Source organism: Streptomyces sp. NPDC057682, from assembly GCF_042799575.1.
Taxonomy (GTDB): Bacteria; Actinomycetota; Actinomycetes; order Streptomycetales; family Streptomycetaceae; genus Streptomyces.
Genome location: NZ_JBHVIN010000003.1, coordinates 283441 through 301850, shown reverse-complemented (window position 1 = coordinate 301850; position 18410 = coordinate 283441). Strand labels below are relative to the sequence as shown.

General features: G+C 72.7%; 17 protein-coding genes. 11 read left to right on the top strand and 6 right to left on the bottom strand.

Annotated features, from left to right (window positions below):
• The first annotated feature begins 74 nt into the window (after nt 1-74).
• On the top strand, nt 75-1436 hold the full coding sequence (locus ACFVDM_RS06565; RefSeq protein WP_383634068.1) for an NAD(P)/FAD-dependent oxidoreductase: 1362 nt from the start codon (nt 75-77) through the stop codon (nt 1434-1436).
• A 46-nt stretch (nt 1437-1482) separates the two neighbouring features.
• On the opposite strand, the gene meaB is transcribed toward ACFVDM_RS06565, so the two are convergent.
• The 3 genes from meaB to mutA are packed head-to-tail and all read right to left on the bottom strand — an operon-like array spanning nt 1483 to nt 6560.
• Nucleotides 1483-2490, bottom strand: coding sequence for a methylmalonyl Co-A mutase-associated GTPase MeaB (meaB, locus tag ACFVDM_RS06560; protein WP_383634066.1), 1008 nt, complete (start codon nt 2488-2490; stop codon nt 1483-1485).
• A 12-nt stretch (nt 2491-2502) separates the two neighbouring features.
• Complete coding sequence (gene scpA / locus ACFVDM_RS06555) at nt 2503-4704, bottom strand: methylmalonyl-CoA mutase (RefSeq protein WP_383634064.1); 2202 nt, start codon at nt 4702-4704, stop codon at nt 2503-2505.
• Nucleotides 4704-6560 (bottom strand): methylmalonyl-CoA mutase small subunit, encoded by a 1857-nt coding sequence (gene mutA / locus ACFVDM_RS06550; RefSeq protein ID WP_383634062.1) that lies wholly within the window; start codon nt 6558-6560, stop codon nt 4704-4706. The genes scpA and mutA overlap by 1 nt, the downstream gene beginning before the upstream one ends.
• A 227-nt stretch (nt 6561-6787) precedes the next feature.
• On the opposite strand from mutA, the gene ACFVDM_RS06545 reads away from it, so the two are divergent.
• The 4 genes from ACFVDM_RS06545 to ACFVDM_RS06530 all read left to right on the top strand — a co-directional run bounded on the left by ACFVDM_RS06545 (nt 6788) and on the right by ACFVDM_RS06530 (nt 9226).
• Nucleotides 6788-7198 carry a DUF6325 family protein gene (locus ACFVDM_RS06545; protein WP_383634455.1) on the top strand — a complete coding sequence of 137 codons (411 nt, stop codon included), beginning with the start codon at nt 6788-6790 and terminating at the stop codon, nt 7196-7198.
• Nucleotides 7199-7253: 55 nt separating this feature from the next.
• Nucleotides 7254-7574 (top strand): SHOCT domain-containing protein, encoded by a 321-nt coding sequence (locus ACFVDM_RS06540; protein ID WP_383634060.1) that lies wholly within the window; start codon nt 7254-7256, stop codon nt 7572-7574.
• A gap of 161 nt (nt 7575-7735) precedes the next feature.
• Complete coding sequence (locus tag ACFVDM_RS06535; protein WP_383634058.1) at nt 7736-8587, top strand: tyrosine-protein phosphatase; 852 nt, start codon at nt 7736-7738, stop codon at nt 8585-8587.
• A 141-nt stretch (nt 8588-8728) separates the two neighbouring features.
• Complete coding sequence (locus tag ACFVDM_RS06530) at nt 8729-9226, top strand: GNAT family N-acetyltransferase (RefSeq protein ID WP_383634056.1); 498 nt, start codon at nt 8729-8731, stop codon at nt 9224-9226.
• 12 nt (nt 9227-9238) lie between these two features.
• Here ACFVDM_RS06530 and ACFVDM_RS06525 read toward each other — a convergent pair whose 3' ends face one another.
• Nucleotides 9239-10672, bottom strand: coding sequence for a SulP family inorganic anion transporter (locus tag ACFVDM_RS06525; protein WP_383634054.1), 1434 nt, complete (start codon nt 10670-10672; stop codon nt 9239-9241).
• Nucleotides 10673-10872: 200 nt separating this feature from the next.
• Between ACFVDM_RS06525 and ACFVDM_RS06520 the strand changes: the two genes are divergently transcribed.
• A complete protein-coding gene (locus ACFVDM_RS06520; protein ID WP_383634052.1) occupies nt 10873-11301 on the top strand; it encodes a MerR family transcriptional regulator in 429 nt (142 codons plus the stop codon).
• Between the two features lie 53 nt (nt 11302-11354).
• The gene (locus tag ACFVDM_RS06515; protein ID WP_383634050.1) at nt 11355-11870 is read left to right on the top strand and encodes a DUF6328 family protein; all 516 of its coding nucleotides are present in this window, start codon (nt 11355-11357) and stop codon (nt 11868-11870) included.
• An 11-nt stretch (nt 11871-11881) separates the two neighbouring features.
• Here the strand turns inward: ACFVDM_RS06515 and ACFVDM_RS06510 are convergent, their stop codons facing one another.
• A complete protein-coding gene (locus ACFVDM_RS06510) occupies nt 11882-12688 on the bottom strand; it encodes a VOC family protein (RefSeq protein ID WP_383634048.1) in 807 nt (268 codons plus the stop codon).
• A gap of 34 nt (nt 12689-12722) precedes the next feature.
• Entirely contained in the window at nt 12723-13052 is a 330-nt protein-coding gene (locus ACFVDM_RS06505; RefSeq protein WP_383634046.1) for a DUF6479 family protein, read from the bottom strand.
• Nucleotides 13053-13258: 206 nt separating this feature from the next.
• On the opposite strand from ACFVDM_RS06505, the gene ACFVDM_RS06500 reads away from it, so the two are divergent.
• From ACFVDM_RS06500 to ACFVDM_RS06485, 4 genes are all read left to right on the top strand, one after another.
• Nucleotides 13259-13645 (top strand): hypothetical protein, encoded by a 387-nt coding sequence (locus ACFVDM_RS06500; RefSeq protein WP_383634044.1) that lies wholly within the window; start codon nt 13259-13261, stop codon nt 13643-13645.
• Nucleotides 13646-13863: 218 nt separating this feature from the next.
• Nucleotides 13864-14367: an ATP-binding protein gene (locus ACFVDM_RS06495; protein ID WP_383634042.1), complete on the top strand. Its 504-nt coding sequence runs from the start codon at nt 13864-13866 to the stop codon at nt 14365-14367.
• A 185-nt stretch (nt 14368-14552) separates the two neighbouring features.
• Entirely contained in the window at nt 14553-15965 is a 1413-nt protein-coding gene (locus ACFVDM_RS06490) for an NADP-dependent succinic semialdehyde dehydrogenase (RefSeq protein WP_383634040.1), read from the top strand.
• Nucleotides 15966-15997: 32 nt separating this feature from the next.
• Nucleotides 15998-18376, top strand: coding sequence for a phosphoketolase (locus ACFVDM_RS06485; RefSeq protein ID WP_383634038.1), 2379 nt, complete (start codon nt 15998-16000; stop codon nt 18374-18376).
• The last annotated feature ends 34 nt before the right edge of the window (nt 18377-18410 follow it).

Below are 18410 nucleotides of genomic sequence, written 5' to 3'. Positions count from 1 at the left end.
ATGAGGGGGTGACGGGCGCGTGTCACGGGGCAGGCGCACGGACGACCGTGCAGACCCGAGAAGGGACGAAGACTGTGGCACGACCCAGGATTCTCGTTGTCGGAGCAGGTTTCGCCGGGGTCGAGTGCGTACGCCGTCTGGAGCGCCGGCTCCGGCCGGGCGAGGCGGACATCGTGCTCGTCGCCCCGTTCTCGTACCAGCTCTATCTGCCCCTGCTGCCCCAGGTCGCCTCCGGCGTTCTCACCCCGCAGTCCGTCGCCGTGTCGCTGCGCCGCAGCAGCCGGCACCGCACCCGCATCGTTCCCGGCGGGGCGATCGGTGTGGACGCCGAGGCGAAGATCTGCGTCGTCCGCAAGATCACCGACGAGATCGTCTACGAACCCTACGACTACCTCGTGCTCAGTCCCGGGAGCGTCACCCGCACCTTCGACATCCCCGGACTCCTCGACCACGCCCGCGGCATGAAGACGCTCGCCGAAGCGGCGTACGTGCGCGACCACGTGATCGCCCAGCTGGATCTGGCCGACGCCAGCGACGACGAGGACGAACGGGCCTCCCGGCTCCAGTTCGTCGTCGTCGGCGGCGGCTACGCGGGCACCGAGACGGCCGCCTGCCTCCAGCGCCTCACCAGCAGCGCCCTGCGCCACTACCCCCGGCTGGACCCGCGGCTCATCAAGTGGCACCTGATCGACATCGCCCCCAAGCTCATGCCCGAACTGGGCGACAAGCTGGGCGAGAGCGCACTGCGGATGCTCAGGGACCGGGGCATCGAGGTGTCGCTCGGGGTCTCCGTGGCCGAGGCCGGTCCCGAGTCGGTGACCTTCACCGACGGCCGGGTGCTGCCCTGCCGCACCCTGATCTGGACGGCCGGAGTCGCGGCCAGCCCACTGGTCGCCACCTTCGGCGCGGAGACCGTGCGCGGCCGGCTCGCCGTCACCCCGGAGATGACCCTGCCCGGCTTCGACGGCGTCTTCGCCCTCGGCGACGCGGCCGCCGTACCGGACCTGGTCAAGGGCGACGGCGCGGTCTGCCCGCCCACCGCCCAGCACGCGATGCGCCAGGGCCGCAAACTCGCCGACAACCTGCTGGCCACCCTGCGCCACCAGCCGCTCCAGCCCTACGTCCACAAGGACCTCGGGCTCGTCGTCGACCTCGGCGGCAAGGACGCCGTCTCCAAGCCGCTCGGCATCGAGATGCACGGCATCGCCGCCCAGGCCGTGGCCCGCGGCTACCACTGGTCGGCGCTGCGCACCAATGTGGCCAAGGCCCGGGTGATGACCAACTGGCTGATCAACGCGGCGGCCGGCGACGACTTCGTCCGTACCGGATTCCAGTCCCGCAAGCCCGCCACGCTCCGGGACTTCGAGTACACCGACGCCTATCTGACGCCCGAACAGGTCCGCGAGCACACCGCGGCGCTCCACGCCCGGACCTGACCGGACGCCGGCCCCCGGAGGGCGCCGGCGTCCGGGGGCGGGGGGATCAGCGGGCCGCGCCGGCCCCGTCCCCGCCCCGGAACACCGCCAGGATCCGCTCGGCCGCCGAGGTCGCGGGCAACGTGCCCTCCCGGACCTGGCGTTCGACCTCCGGAGCCAGGGCGCGCACTCCCGGATGGGCGCGCAGACTCTCCAGCAGCTCGTCGCGCACCATCGTCCAGGCCCAGTCGACCTGCTGCTCGCTGCGCCGGGCCGCGAGCGCGCCCGTCGACTCCAGCAGGGCCCGGTGCTGCTCCAGCCGCTCCCACAGGGTGTCCAGACCGGTGGACTCACGCGCACTGCAGGTGAGGACCGGCGGCGTCCACGCCGCGTCGGCCGGGTGCATCAGCCGCAGCGCGCCCGCCAGTTCGCGCGCCGCCGCACGGGCGTCCCGCTCGTGCGGCCCGTCGGCCTTGTTCACCGCGATGGCGTCCGCGAGCTCCAGCACCCCCTTCTTGATGCCCTGGAGCTGGTCACCCGTACGGGCCAGGGTCAGCAGCAGAAACGTGTCGACCATCTGGGCGACCGCCGTCTCCGACTGGCCGACGCCGACCGTCTCCACCAGCACCACGTCGTAGCCCGCCGCCTCCATCACCACGATGGACTCACGGGTCGCCTTCGCCACCCCGCCCAGCGTTCCCGCGGTGGGGGAGGGGCGGACGAACGCGGCCGGATCCACCGCGAGGCGCTCCATCCGGGTCTTGTCGCCCAGGATGGAGCCGCCGGTCCGGCTGGACGACGGGTCCACGGCCAGCACCGCGACCCGGTGCCCGAGCCCGGTGAGCATCGTGCCGAGCGCGTCGATGAACGTGGACTTCCCGACCCCGGGCACCCCGCTGATCCCGATGCGCCGGGCCCGGCCCGAGTACGGCAGCAGCGCCTTGAGCAACTGCTGCGCCAGGTCCCGGTGATCGGGCCGGGTGGACTCGACGAGCGTGATGGCGCGCGCGATGTGCGCCCGCTTCCCGTCGAGCACCCCCTTCACATATCCGTCGAGATCGATCCTCGCCGCCATCGGATCAGCGGCTCACAGCTCGTGGCCGAGCGAGGCGCCCAGCCGCGTCACGAGATCATGGGCCGCGTCGGGGATCACCGTCCCGGGCGGGAACACGGCCGCGGCGCCCGCCTCGTGCAGCGCCTCCACGTCCTGCGGCGGAATGACCCCGCCCACCACGATCATGATGTCCTCGCGCCCCTCCGCGGCCAGCTCCTCGCGGAGCGCCGGAACGAGCGTGAGGTGGCCGGCGGCCAGCGACGAGACGCCCACGATGTGCACGTCCGCCTCGACCGCCTGCCGGGCGACCTCGCCCGGCGTCTGGAACAGCGGGCCCACGTCCACGTCGAAGCCCAGGTCGGCGAAGGCGGTCGCGATCACCTTCTGCCCCCGGTCGTGGCCGTCCTGGCCCATCTTGGCGACCAGGATGCGCGGACGCCGCCCCTCCGCCTCCTCGAACGCGTCGACCAGCGCGCGGGTGCGCTCCACGGACGGCGACTCCCCTGCCTCGTTGCGGTACACACCGGAGATCGTACGGATCTGGCCCGCGTGCCGGCCGAACACCTTCTCCAGGGCGTCGGAGATCTCGCCGACGGTGGCCATCGCGCGCGCCGCGTCGACGGCCAGCGCCAGCAGATTGCCGTCGAGCCCCGGACCCGGTTCGCGCCCGGCCGCCTCCGTCAGCGCGCGCAGCGCGTCCTGGCAGGCCTGCTCGTCGCGCTCCTCGCGCAGCCGGCGCAGTTTCTCGATCTGCTGGGCGCGCACGGCGGTGTTGTCGACCTTGAGCACATCGATCTGCTCGTCGGTCTCCACCCGGTACTTGTTGACGCCGATCACCGGCTGGCGGCCGGAGTCGATCCGGGCCTGGGCGCGGGCCGCGGCCTCCTCGATGCGCAGCTTGGGGATGCCGGCGTCGATGGCCTTGGCCATGCCGCCCGCCGCCTCGACCTCCTCGATGTGCTGCCACGCCCGCCGCGCCAGGTCGTACGTCAGCTTCTCCACGTACGCGCTGCCGCCCCACGGGTCGATGACCCGGCCGGTGCCGGACTCCTGCTGGAGGAGCAGCTGGGTGTTGCGGGCGATGCGCGCCGAGAAGTCGGTCGGCAGCGCCAGTGCCTCGTCGAGCGCGTTGGTGTGCAGGGACTGGGTGTGGCCCTGCGTGGCGGCCATCGCCTCGACACAGGTGCGCGTCACGTTGTTGAACACGTCCTGCGCGGTCAGCGACCAGCCCGAGGTCTGCGAGTGGGTGCGCAGCGACAGGGACTTGGGGTTCTCGGGGCCGAACTCCTTGACCAGCTTGGCCCAGAGCAGCCGGGCCGCCCGCAGCTTGGCGATCTCCATGAAGAAGTTCATGCCGATCGCCCAGAAGAAGGAGAGCCGCGGCGCGAACGCGTCCACGTCCAGCCCGGCGTCCCGGCCCGCCCGCAGGTACTCCACCCCGTCCGCCAGGGTGTAGGCCAGCTCCAGATCGGCCGTCGCCCCGGCCTCCTGGATGTGGTAGCCGGAGATGGAGATCGAGTTGTAGCGCGGCATCTTCTGCGAGGTGTACGAGAAGATGTCGGAGATGATCCGCATCGACGGCTTCGGCGGATAGATGTAGGTGTTGCGGACCATGAACTCCTTCAGAATGTCGTTCTGAATGGTCCCGGCCAGCTTCTCGGGCGGTACGCCCTGCTCCTCGGCGGCCACGATGTACAGCGCGAGCACGGGGAGCACCGCGCCGTTCATCGTCATCGACACGGACATGCGGTCCAGCGGGATGCCGTCGAACAGCTGGCGCATGTCGTAGATCGAGTCGATCGCGACCCCGGCCATGCCGACGTCGCCGGTCACCCGGGGGTGGTCGCTGTCGTAACCGCGGTGGGTCGGCAGGTCGAAGGCGACCGAGAGACCCTTCTGCCCGGCCGCGAGGTTGCGCCGGTAGAAGGCGTTGGACTCCTCGGCCGTGGAGAACCCGGCGTACTGCCGGATCGTCCAGGGCTGGTTGACGTACATGGTCGGGTAGGGCCCGCGCAGATACGGGGCGATGCCCGGGTACGTGCCGAGGAAGTCGACACCCTCCAGGTCCCGGCCGGTGTACAGCGGCTTGACCGCGATCCCTTCCGGGGTCTGCCAGAGCAGATCGTCGTCGGAGGTCCCGGAGGACTCCTTGACGGCGGACCGCCACTGGTCCTCGGTCACCCCGGCGCCGTCGCCCGGCCCGAGGTCGATGTCGGAGAAGTCGGGGATCCGCATTACGCCACACCCATCCGGTCGAGAAGGGAAGAGAGCACGGCCACCACGTCGCAGCCGACGTGGACGTACTCGTCCACGCCCCGGTACGTGCCGGGCCTGCCCGCCAGGTACACCCGTCGCGCACCCGCGCCGACCAGTGCCCGCGCGACCTCCTCCGCCTGCTCGGCGTAGAGCGCGTCACTGGAGCACAGGCACGCCACCTCGCTCCCCGAGGCCGCGAAGGCCTCGGCGACCGTGGCCGCGTCCACCTGAACCGGCTCGTGGACGGGCTCGATGCCGCCCGCCCGGAAGAGGTTCGCGGCGAACGAGGCGCGCGCGGTGTGCACCGAGGCGGGGCCGAGCGCGGCCAGGAAGACCGTCGGCCGGCTGCCGCTCCCGGCCAGCCGGGCGTCGGAGCGGGCGCGCAGGGCCTCGAAGGCCTCGTCCCGGCGGACCACCGGCAGACCGCCGCGCGCGGCGGGGCGTGGCAGCGGTGCGCGCTCCACGGGGCGCTCGTCGAGCAGCGGGAACTCGCTGACCCCGGTGATCGGTTCCTTGCGCCGGGCCAGGTCCTTGCTGCGGGCCGCCCAGGTGGCGGCGATCCGCTCGGCGACCATGCCCGAGCCGAGCGCCGCGGCCTGGCCGCCGGCCCGCTCGATCTCCTGGAAGAACGCCCAGGCGGATCCGGCGAGTTCGTCGGTCAGCCGCTCCACGTACCAGGAGCCGCCCGCCGGGTCGATGACCCGGGCCAGGTGCGACTCCTCCAGCAGGATCGTGGAGGTGTTGCGCGCGATGCGCCGGGCGAAGGCGTCCGGCAGACCGAGGGCGTGGTCGAAGGGGAGCACGGTGACCGCCTCGGCCCCGCCCACCCCCGCGCCCAGACAGGCCAGCGTGGTCCGCAGCATGTTCACCCACGGATCGCGCCGCGTCATCATGACCGGCGAGGTCACCGCGTGCTGGTGCTGCGCCCCGGACCCCGGCGCCCCGCAGACCTCGGCGACCCGTGCCCACAGCCGGCGCGCGGCGCGCAGCTTGGCGATGGTCAGGAACTGGTCGGCGGTGGCCGCGTACCGGAACTCCAGCTGACCGAGGGACTCTTCGGTACTCAGCCCGGCCTCGGTGAGCGCGCGCAGATAGGCGACGCCCGTGGCGAGGGACGCGCCGAGTTCTTCGGCGGCCGAACCGCCGGCCTCGTGGTACGGCAGGGCGTCCACGGTCAGGGCGCGCAGCCCGGGGAATCCGGTGGCGCAGTGACGCGCCCAGCGGACGGCGGACGTCGGGTCGGCGTCCTCGCCGGTGCGGGCGGCGAGGCCCAACGGGTCGGCGCCGAGACCACCGCGCAGGGCGTCGGCCGCGAGTCCGCGCTCCTCCTGGATGCGGAACAACTCCGCTGCGGCGGCGTCGAGTTCGCCGCCGGCGTCCAGGACGAGCGGGGCCAGGTCGAGGTGGACGCCGGCCAGGGCGCGGGCGAGGCCGGAGACCGGGACGCCGTCGGTGCCGCCGACGGCGAGCCACAGCGACGTGGCGCCGTTCTCCAGATCGGTGAGCAGGGCCTCGTTGAGCTTCCCGGGATCGGTCGAGGCGTGCCGCTGACGTACGCCCCACCCGCCTTCGGCGCCACCCTGGGGCGTGCTGCCGCGGGTGTACGGGGCGAAGCCCGGGAGGCCGGCGTCGGGCGCGTCGTCGCGCGCGGTGTAGAGGGGGCGCGTGATGAGCCCGTCCTCCACCGTGGTGGACAGTGCTTCCTCGGCGGCCGAACCCGTCAGGTCCTTGCCCGATTTGCGCAGCACGCCTTCGACGAGGCTCTGCCACTGCTCAGGGGCGGGATCGGGGAATTCGGCGGCCAGCGAAAGCCCGTCGGCAGGTTGGACCGTCATGCCCAGATGCTAGGACAGGTCCCGGAGGGGCTGCAGAGGCTCGACCTGTGACCTTTCCCTCCCTCCGCGCACGTGATCCCTTACATACCGTCGCGTAACCCCGGATCCGGCTCCAGTGAGAATCGAGCATTTCTAGATGATTTCTCGCAGTGCAGCCGTAAATGTCCGAAGTTATGCTGCTGGCAATCCATCCATCCGGAGAGGACACACCCGTGGCTGTGGGACCTGTGGAGTACCTCGTCGTCGCCTTCCCCGGGAGCCGGTTCACCGGAGCCATCGCCCCCGCGCTCGCCGAGGCGGTCGCGTCGAAGGCCGTGCGGATCATCGATCTGACCTTCGTGCACCGCGCGGAGGACGGCACGGTCGAGACGATCGAGCTGGAGGACCTCGACCCCGACGACCTCGTCTCCTTCGAACCCGTCGACGGTCGTGTCAGCGGCATGCTCAACGACGAGGACATCGCGACGCTCGGCGCGAGCGTGCCGCCCGGCAGTTCCGCGGCGCTCGTCGTCTGGGAGGACCTGTGGGCGGTGCCGCTGACCGAGGCGGTGCGCGAGGCCGGCGGGCTGCTCGTCGCCCACGAGCGCATCCCCGCCGAGGTGGCGGAGGCCGCCCTGGCCGCCGCGGCCGCAGACTGACCCCCGCCCCCGCACCGAAAGGCGTGTCGACATGCCGATCCTTCGAGGACCTGGAATGAACCGCCGAGGCCCCGGCCTGCTCGGCACGGTGGCGCGTACCGCCGTGGTGGCGGGCACCGCCTCCGCCGTCAGCGGCCGCGTCCAGCGCCGCCAGCAGGCACGGTTCGCCGAGGACGAGGCCCAGCAGATGGCCGACGAGCAACTGCGCGCGCAGATGCAGGCACAGGCCGCTCAGCAGCAGGCCGCCCCGCAGCCCGCAGCCGCGCCGGCCGACGATCTGATCAGCCGGCTGGAGCGCCTGGCCGAACTCAAGAAGCAGGGCGTCCTCACCGACGCCGAGTTCGAGGCGCAGAAGGCGAAACTGCTGGCCGGCTGAGCGCACGCGGCTCCGGCCCGGCGTCTCGCGTTTCCCGTCGGACGACGGCCCGATCGATGATCATCGGCGTTTTGTCCCGTCGTTTTCTCGACATCATGCGATTTTTATCCGGCCGGTCCGCCGTGGACACGGATACGGGCCGGGAAAAGGGGACGTTCATCGTGCACACCGCCAGGGCCCTTCCGGCAGCCTCCGTTCTCAATCTGCGGGATCTGGGCGGCATCGCCCTCGGACCGGGCAGACAGGTACGCGCCGGCGTGGTGCTGCGCTCCGGCCAGCTCAACGGACTGGACGCGGCGCACGACGCGACCCTCGCGTCCCTCGGCATCCGCACCGTCGTCGACCTGCGCACGGCGGACGAACGCGGATCGGCCCCCGACCGCCTGCCGGAGGGCGCCCGCCTGTTCGTCGCCGATGTCCTCGGCGACGACCCGGGCGTGGCCCCGGCCCGGCTCCGCGCGCTGCTCGGCGATCCGGCCGAGGCCGAACGGCTGCTGGGCGGCGGCCGGGCGCAGGAGCTGTTCGCCCAGACCTACCGGCAGATGGTGCTCTCGCCCCGGGCCGCGGCCGCCTACCGGGCCTTCCTGGAGACGGCGGCGGACGACGCCGCGCGCCCCGTGCTCTTCCACTGCACGGCCGGCAAGGACCGCACCGGCTGGGCCGCCGCCGTGCTGCTGCTGGTGCTCGGCGCCTCCCGGGACACCGTGCGCACGGAGTTCCTCGCGGTGAACCCGGTGGTCCGGGTCGCCTTCAGGCCGTACGTCCAGGGCTATCTCGACGCGGGCGGCGACCCGGAGATCGCCTCCGCGATCGTCGAGGTCCGCCCCCGCTACCTCGACACCGCGCTCGACGCCATGGACGAGCGCTGGGGCGGGCTGGACGGCTATCTCCGCAACGGGCTGCGCGTACCCGACGCGGCGCTGCGGCGGCTGCGCGAGGAACTGGTGGTGGCGGCCCCCGGCTTCGGCCCGGCGTTCCGGGCGCCCGGCAGCGCGGACGTCCACCCCAACTGACCGGGACGGCACCGGCCGGCCCTGTCGTGGAGGGACGGCAGCACCCGAGCCCTCCCGAAGCAGGCGGCGGGCCGTCGTGCCGGGCACCGATCCCGCCCCCGGCGGTCCTGGGCCGCCGGGGACGCGCGTCATACTCGTGACGTGGGATCACGTACGAGGGACCGCGCCCGGCGCGCGCTGGGCGAGGACATCCGCATCCGACGGGCCGGGGCCCGGGACGCCGGGCGGCTGAGCCGGCTGGTCCGCGGCTCCGGGGCGTACCGGGGCCCGTACGCGCCCATGGTCGCCGGATACCGGGTGGGACCCGACTACATCGAGACGCACCGGGTGCACGCGGCCGTGGGGGAGACCACCGGCCGGCTGTTCGGCTTCTACGCCCTCGTGCTGGACCCGCCGGAGCTCGACCTCATGTTCGTCGCGGACGCCGCCCAGGGCGCCGGGATCGGCCGCCTGCTGATCGGGCATCTGCGCGCGGAGGCACGCGGAGCGGGTCTGGACGGCGTGCGCGTCGTCTCGCATCCGCCCGCCGAGGGCTTCTACGCCGGCATGGGCGCCCGGCGCACCGGCACGGTGCGGGCCGCTCCGCCCGCCGTGATGTGGGACCGCCCCGAACTGCTGCTCCCCGTCGACGTGCCGTGACCCCGGGGCCGGTCAGTGCCCCGCGGCCGGCTCCCCGCTGAGCGTGCCGTGGATCCGGGCGCTGTGCCCCTCCAGTCCGGTGATCTCGACGGTCTTGCCGCGTTGCGCGTACTTGGCGGTGACCGCGTCCAGCGCCGCGACCGACGAGGCGTCCCAGACCCGGGCGGCCGACAGGTCGACGACGACACGGTCCGGGTCGTTCGCCACGTCGAACCGGGTGACCAGATCGTTGGCGGAGGCGAAGAACAGGTCCCCGGTGACCGCGTACAGCACGCTGCCGCCGTCCGGGTCGGCGACCGAGGTCACCGAGACGACGCGGGACACCCGCCGGGCGAAGACCGCCATGGCGCAGAGCGTGCCGACCACCACGCCGATCGCCAGATTGTGCGTCGCCACCACGCAGACCACCGTGACGACCATGACCCCCGTCTCGCCGAGCGGCATCCGGCGCAGCGTCGCCGGTGCGACGGAGTGCCAGTCGAACGTCCCCACCGACACCATGACCATCACCGCCACCAGCGCGGCCATCGGGATGTCCGAGACGACCGGGCCGAAGACGATGCAGAGCACCATCAGGAACGCCCCGGCCAGGAAGGTGGAGAGCCGGGTGCGGGCGCCCGACACCCGTACGTTGATCATGGTCTGGCCGATCATCGCGCAGCCGCCCATGCCGCCGAAGAACCCGGTCACCACGTTGGCGACGCCCTGGCCCACCGATTCGCGGGTCTTGCTGGAGGGCGTGTCGGTGATCTCGTCGACGAGCTTCGCCGTCATCAGCGACTCCATCAGCCCGACCAGGGCCATGGCCAGCGCGTAGGGCGCGACCGTCGTCAGGGTGTCCAGGGTGAACGGGACGTCCGGCAGCCCCGGGACGGGGAGCGAGGAGGGCAGGGCGCCCTTGTCGCCGACGGTGGGCACCGCGATCGAGGCGCCCACGGTGATCACGGTGAGGACCGTGATGGAGACGAGCGGCGCCGGGACGACCCGGGTGATCCGGGGGAAGAACACCAGCAGCGCGAGCCCGCCCGCGATCAGCGGGTACACCTCCCACGGCACGTCGCGCATCTCGGGCACCTGGGCCATGAAGATCAGGATCGCCAGCGCGTTCACGAAGCCGACCATCACGCTGCGCGGCACGAAGCGCATCAGCCGGGCGACCCCCAGCGCGCCGAGCACGATCTGGAAGACACCGGCGAGGATCACGGCCGCCACCAGGTACCCGAAGCCGTGCTCGCGGTTGAGCGGGGCGATGACCAGGGCGACCGCCCCCGTCGCCGCCGAGATCATGGCGGGCCGGCCGCCCACGACCGAGATCGTCACGGCCATGGTGAACGAGGCGAAGAGACCGATGCGCGGGTCGACGCCCGCGATCACCGAGAAGGAGATCGCCTCGGGGATCAGGGCCAGCGCGACCACCAGACCCGCCAGGACCTCGGTATGCAGCACTCGGGGGGACCGGACGGAGGCGGTGAGGCCCTTCAGGGACGGTATGGGGGAGGACAGCAAGGGAAACGACCCGTCGTGTCAGGTCCGGGCCGCCGGGCGGCGGGCACCCGGACGCGTGCGGAGCGGAACAACTCTACCCTCACGTTAGGGTAGAGATGGACCTCGCGCGGGCGGGGCGCGGGAGCGGGGAACGGACGGACATGGGCGACGGACACATGCAGATCGGTGAGGTCGCGGCACGCACCGAGCTGTCGCTGCGCACCATCCGCCACTACGAGGAGGCCGGGCTCGTCATCCCGTCGGCCCGGTCCCAGGGCGGATTCCGGCTCTACACCGAGGTGGACGTCGCCCGGCTCATGGTCATCCGCCGCATGAAGCCGCTCGGCTTCACCCTGGAGCAGATGGGGGAGCTGCTGGACGCCACCGACCGGCTGGACGCCGCGGTTCCGCTCGGACCGGAGGAGCGCGAGCTCCTGCTGGAGCGGGTGCGCGGTTTCGAACGGGCCGCCGGGGAACGCGTCGTGACGCTCCGCACCCAGCTGGCCAGGGCCGAGGAGTTCGCCGCCGACCTGCGCGCCCGGCTGGACCGCTCCTCCCGCCTCCCGGGAACCGGGGACCCGATGCCCTAGGTTGTCCGGCAGTCGATGAGGTGTGCCGATCGCACATCGGAACGGAGGCCCAGGTGAGCCGGACCCCCGCCGGGCGGCACGGCCCGGATCCGGAGTGGGGACGCCACGAGACGCCGGAGGAGCGCGCCGACCGCCGGTGGTCCGACCTGCTCCAGGAACTGCGCGTCGCCCAGACCGGCGTCCAGATCCTCTTCGGCTTTCTGCTCGCCGTCGTCTTCCAGCCCCGCTTCACCGAACTCTCCGGCACCGACCGCACCATCTACGTGATCACGGTGATGCTGGGCTCCGCGACGGCGGGCGCGCTCATCGGCCCGGTGACCTACCACCGGCTGCTCACCGGACGCCGGCTCAAGCCCCAGACCGTCACCTGGGCCTCCCGGCTCACCGTGCTCGGTCTGGGGCTGCTGTTCTGCACGATGTGCGCGGCGCTGCTGCTGATTCTGCGGGTCGCCCTGCACAACGCGCTCGCCCTCTGGCTGGTCGGTGCGATGGCCCTGTGGTTCCTGGTCTGCTGGCTCGTCTTCCCGGCGTGGGCACTGGCCCGCGCGCACGGGGGAAGGGACGGGTGACGGCGGGCGTCTCAGGAGGAGCCGGAGTCCGTGAGCGTGAAGAGCCCGCCCTCCGGATCGACCAGGGTCGCCTCGTGTCCCTCGGGGCGGGACAGCTCCTCGACGAGTGAGCCGCCGCGGTCCCGGGCCGTGGCGACGGCCGCCGCGAGGTCGTCCACCGGGAAGTTGACCTGCCAGTGCGGCCTGACCAGCGGGTCGGGGGCCGCCTCGACCGCACCGGAGCCGATCCGGGCCAGCTGCCGCCCGCCGCACCGGACGATCACCTCGTCCTTCTCGTACCCCACCTCGCAGGCACCGGGCCGTCCGCTGGCCCACTCCAGCACCTCGCCGTAGAAGATCGCGGCGTCGAAGGCGTTGCGGGTGCGCAGCCGCAGCCAGGCGTGCGAACGGCCGTGGGGGGACGGCGGCGGGGTGGTGGGCGCGGTGCGCTCCCAGATGCCGAAGGACGCCCCGTCCCGGTCGGCGGCCAGGGCGCCGCGTCCCTTGCTGAGGGTCAGCGGGCCGACCGCGACCGTACCGCTGCGCTCCCGGATCCGGCCGGCCGCCGCATCGGCGTCCCGGACCGCGAAGTACGGCGTCCAGGCCACCGCGACCCGGTAGGCGGTGGCCACGGCGCCGAGCCCGGCCACCGGGACGTCGCCCCGGCGGGCCACCGCGAACTCCCGGCCGAGCCGGCCCTGCCGGAAGGTCCAGCCCATCACGGCCCCGTAGAACTTCTGGGCCGACTCCAGGTCCCGGGTCATCAGATTGACCCAGCAGGGAGCCGTGGACCCGGTCAGCGGCGCGCGCAGGCCGGAGCCCGTGGTGTCTCCCGTCATGACGCCACCGCCTCGCCTGCCCGCCGGCGCCCGCTCATTCCCGCCGCTCGTCGTCGCGGCGGAGGGTCTCGCTGCCGTGGTCACCCAGTTCGTACGGCGACAGACCGCGGCCGTCGGCGGGGAAGCTGTCGTCGCCGTGGACGTCGCGTTCCTCCACATGGGTGCGGTGGTCCGGGGGGACCGGCTGCTCGTCGGGGCGGGGCGGGGGCAGTTCCTGCGCGCGCCGCTTCCGGCCCAGCCAGACGGCACCGATCAGCAGGGCCACCAGGATCACGCCGATCACGGCCATCACCACCCCGGTCGCCCCCCGACCGTCCGCGAGCGTGGTGGCCAGGGTATTCAGGGCTCCATCCGATACGTCCATATCTGCCGGATACCCCGGGGGTGGGCCGTCACTCGGTATTCAGCGGTAATTTCATGTTTTAAGTGGATATTGCCCAGCATTGCGTTTCGAGCGCTCCGGCGAAGACGCGCCCGTACCCGCAGGACGGGTCGGTCGCCCGTGTCGCCGCGCCCCCGCCCCGGGGCGAGCCTGGAAGGGAACCGTCTACGGAGGGATGCCCGGTGAATATGACACAGGAGAAGCCGCGCACCGAGGAGAGCCGCTACGGCCGCGAGGTCTCGGTCGTCGTCAGCGGCTGCGACAAGGGCGACGCGGGCACGGTGTTCGACGTGCTGCGGGCCGCCTTCACCACCGACCGCGCCTCGGTCGACGTACCGAAGGACCTCACCGGTCCACGGCCCACCGCCTGGGCCGTGACCGTCGACGTCGACGAGGCCCGGGTGGTGTCCGGGACGGTACGGCTCGGCGGACCCGTCACCCTCGACGTGCAGGGCGGCTACTGGGCCGTCGACCGGCTCCGCCAGGGGCTCGCCGGAGCCTTCGACGTGACCGTGACCGGCACCGTCTCCGGCGACCAGGAGGAAGAGGTGCGCCTCCGGCTGGAGAACCGCTAGGGTCTCCCGTCGCATCGGGCCGGATCGGGCGGCGGGGCACTCGCACCCGAGGCATATGCGCCGGTCACCGGGGGTGGGCACCCATTCGTGTTGCGTGACCGGCCCAGGAGGTTCACCCTGAGGAGTGACCCAGAAGTGACATCTGCTCACTGTTCGTATTCGGGGGTCGTTGGTTCAGACGGGCGAAGCGGTGGGCCTCGATGTGAGGAGCCTCGACGATGACCGTTCCACTCGACCGGCACTATCTGGTCGAACTACAGGTTTCGGCAGAGCGTGTGCCCCAACTGCGACGGATCGTCGCCGCACACCTCCGCCACTGGCGTCTCGAACCGCATGTACGGCCCGTGTGCCGCGCGGTGGAGGAGCTGCTGACCAACGTCCACCGGCACGTCGGCGACGACAACGACTGCGTCGTCGAACTGCGCTGGTCCGGACGGCACCTGACGGTCTCCGTCGCCGACAACGGCTCCGAGATGCCGCGTCTGCTGCACGAGGGCGGCGGCCTCAGCCGGGTCATGGCCCTCAGCGACAGCTGGGGCACCTGCCGGACCGCCGAGGGCAAGGTCGTCTGGTTCACCCGCTACGCGCAGGAGCCGCAGCACATCGAGCGCGTGCCGCTGCCCCCGCTGCCGGGTGTGCGCGAATTCCGCCGGACCCCGGCCGCGGTGACGGACCTCCCGCCGGCCGCCCCGGCCCGGACCGGCACCCCCGCCCTCGTCTGACCCGGGCCGGAGCCCGGCGGCCCCGCCGCTCCCGGCCCCCGGAACCCGCGCCACGGCCGGCGCGGACCGCCCGCCCCGCGCGGGCACGGTCCGCGCCGGCCGTGCGTGCGGGTGGCGCACCCCGCGTTTGCGTCGCCGGGCGAGGCGCGGCACGGTCGAAGTACCGAGGCAAGGAGGACACCGTCATGCCCATCGCGACGGTCAACCCGGCGAACGGCGAAACCCTCAGGACGTTCGACGCCCTGGACGCGGACGGCATCGAACAGCGGCTCGCGGCGGCCGACGCGGCCCGGCGGGAGTACCGCACCACCGGATTCGGCGAACGGTCCCGGCTGCTGAACCGGGCCGCCGACCTCCTCGACGAGGACCGCGAGGACATCGCCCGCACCATGACCCTGGAGATGGGCAAACCCCTCAAGGCCTCCCGCGCCGAGGCCGCGAAGTGCTCCAAGGCGATGCGCTGGTACGCGGCCCACGCCGAGGAACTCCTCGCCGACGAACACCCCGCCCCCGCCGACGTCGAGGACTCCGGCGCCTCCCGCGCCTACGTCCGCTACCGGCCGCTGGGCACCGTACTGGCGGTGATGCCCTGGAACTTCCCGCTCTGGCAGGTCGTCCGCTTCGCGGCCCCCGCGCTGATGGCCGGGAACACCGGACTCCTCAAGCACGCCTCCAACGTGCCGCAGACCGCGCTCTACCTGGGCGACCTCTTCCGCCGGGCCGGATTCCCCGCCGGCTGCTTCCAGACCCTCCTGATCGGCTCCGGCGCCGTCGAGGACGTCCTGCGCGACCCGCGGATCGCCGCCGCCACCCTCACCGGCAGCGAACCGGCCGGCCGCGCCGTCGCCGCCGTCGCGGGCGACGAGGTCAAGCACACCGTCCTGGAACTCGGCGGCAGCGACCCCTTCCTGGTCCTGCCCTCGGCCGACGTCGCCAGGGCGGCCCGGACCGCCGTCACCGCCCGGGTCCAGAACAACGGCCAGTCCTGCATCGCCGCCAAGCGCTTCATCGTCCACTCCGAGGTGTACGAGGAGTTCGCCGAACGGTTCACCGTGGGCATGCGGGACCTCGTCGTCGGAGACCCGATGGAGGAGTCCACCGACATCGGCCCGCTGGCCAGCCGGCAGGGCCGCGACGACCTCGCGGAACTCGTCGACGACGCGGTGCACCGGGGCGCCCGCACCCTCTGCGGCGGAGGCGTGCCCGAGGGGCTGGGCGGAGGACTGGAGCACGGCTGGTTCTACGCCCCCACCGTCCTGACCGGCATCACCCCCGCCATGCGCGTCCACCGCGAGGAGACCTTCGGCCCCGTCGCCACGCTCTACCGCGCCGAGAGTCTGGACGAGGCCCTGGAGATCGCCAACGACACGCCGTTCGGCCTCAGTTCCAACGTCTGGACCAGGGACGCCGAGGAGCAGCGACGCTGCGTCCGCGACCTGGAGGCCGGCGGGGTGTTCTTCAACGGCATGACCGCCTCCCACCCCGCGCTGCCCTTCGGCGGGGTGAAGCGCTCCGGCTACGGACGCGAGCTGGCCGGCCACGGCATCCGGGAGTTCTGCAACGCCACCACCGTCTGGTACGGCCCCGAACCGCACTGAGCGCCCCGCCCCGACCGCCCCGAGAGGTGACCATGAGCGACGTCCCGCCGCCCGCCCCCCTGACCGACGAGGAGGCGGCCGCGCTCGACGCACACTGGCGGGCGGCCAACTACCTCGCCGTCGGACAGATCTACCTGATGGACAATCCGCTGCTCACCCGGCCGCTGGTCCCCACGGACATCAAACCGCGGCTGCTGGGCCACTGGGGCACCTCACCCGGCCTCAACCTGGTGTACACCCACCTCAACCGCCTCGTCCGCGCGCGCTCCGCCGACGCCCTGTGCGTCTGGGGCCCCGGCCACGGCGGCCCCGCCGTCCTCGCCAACTCCTGGCTGGAGGGCAGCTACTCGGAGACGTACCCCGACGTCGGCAGGGACGCGGCCGGGATGGGCCGGCTCTTCACCCAGTTCTCCTTCCCCGGCGGCGTCCCGAGCCATGTCGCCCCGGAGACCCCGGGCTCCATCCACGAGGGCGGCGAACTCGGCTACGCCCTCGCCCACGCCTACGGCGCCGCGCTCGACCACCCCGGTCTGCTGGTCACCTGCGTCATCGGCGACGGCGAGGCGGAGACCGGCCCGCTGGCCACCTCCTGGCACGCCAACAAGTTCCTCGACCCCGTCCACGACGGGGCGGTCCTGCCGGTCCTCCACCTCAACGGCTACAAGATCGCCAACCCGACGGTGCTCGCCCGCATCCCCGAACCCGAACTGGACGCACTGCTGCGCGGCTACGGCCACGACCCGCTGTACGTCGAGGGCGACGACCCGGTCACCGTCCACCGGGCCATGGCCGGGGCCATGGACACCGCGTACGACCGCATCCGGGAGATCCAGCGGGCCGCCCGCGAGGGCGGGACGACCGAACGCCCGCGGTGGCCCGTGATCGTCCTGCGCACCCCCAAGGGCTGGACCGGCCCCTCCGAGGTCGACGGCGTCCCGGTCGAGGGCACCTGGCGCGCCCACCAGGTCCCGCTGCCCGGGGTCCGGGACAACCCGGAGCATCTGCGGCAGCTGGAGGAGTGGATGCGCTCCTACCGGCCGGAGGAACTCTTCGACGCCGGCGGACGCCCCACCGCCCAGGTGCTCGCCTGCGTCCCCGAGGGCGCGGCCCGGCTGGGCTCGACCCCGTACGCCAACGGCGGGCTGCTCCTGCGCGATCTGCCCGTGCCCCCGCTGGAGGACCACGCCGTCGAGGTGACCGCGCCCGGGAAGGTCCTGCACGAACCGACCCGGGTCCTGGGCGGACTGCTGGAGGCCGTGATGGCGGCCACGGCGGACCGGCGCGACTTCCGGCTCGTCGGCCCCGACGAGACCGCGTCCAACCGGCTGGACGCGGTGTACGGGGCGAGCGGGAAGGCCTGGGAGGCCGCCGTCCTGCCGACCGACGAGCATCTGGCCCCCGGCGGCCGGGTCATGGAGGTTCTCTCCGAGCACCTGTGCCAGGGCTGGCTGGAGGGCTATCTCCTGACCGGCCGGCACGGCCTCTTCTCCTGCTACGAGGCCTTCGCGCACATCGTCGACTCCATGGTCAACCAGCACATCAAGTGGCTGCGGACCTCCCGCCGGCTGCCCTGGCGCCGTCCGATCGCCTCCCTCAACTACCTGCTGACCTCGCACGTATGGCGCCAGGACCACAACGGCTTCTCGCACCAGGACCCCGGATTCGTCGACCACATCCTCAACAAGAGCCCCGAGGTCGTGCGCGTCTATCTGCCCCCGGACACGAACACCCTGCTCTCCGCGGCCGACCACGCGCTGCGCAGCCGGGACTACGTCAACGTCATCGTGGCGGGCAAGCAGCCGAGCTTCGACTGGCTCACCCTGGACCAGGCCCGTGCGCACTGCGCCCGCGGCGCCGGGGTCTGGGAATGGGCGGGGACCGAGGACGGCGCCCGCGAACCCGATGTCGTCCTCGCCTGCGCCGGCGACGTCCCCACCCTGGAGACCCTGGCCGCGGCCGATCTGCTCCGCCGTCATCTGCCCGAACTGGCGGTACGGGTGGTCAACGTCGTCGACATGGCCCGGCTGATGCCGCACGGGGAGCATCCGCACGGGATGCCGGACTCCGAGTACGACGCCCTGTTCACCCGGGACAAGCCGGTCATCTTCGCCTACCACGGCTATCCGTGGCTGATCCACCGGCTTGCCTACCGCCGGGCCGGCCACCCCCATCTCCACGTCCGCGGCTACAAGGAGGAGGGCACCACCACCACGCCCTTCGACATGGTGGTCCGCAACGACCTCGACCGCTACCGGCTCGTCATGGACGTGATCGACCGCGTTCCCGGGCTCGGCGTCCGGGCCGTGGCGGTGCGTCAGGCGATGGCGGACACCCGCTCCCGCCACCACGACTGGATCCGCGTCCACGGCACCGATCTCCCCGAGGTGGCCGACTGGACCTGGCGGGGCTGAGGGCGTACGGCGAGGGCCCGGACGGAGGAATCCG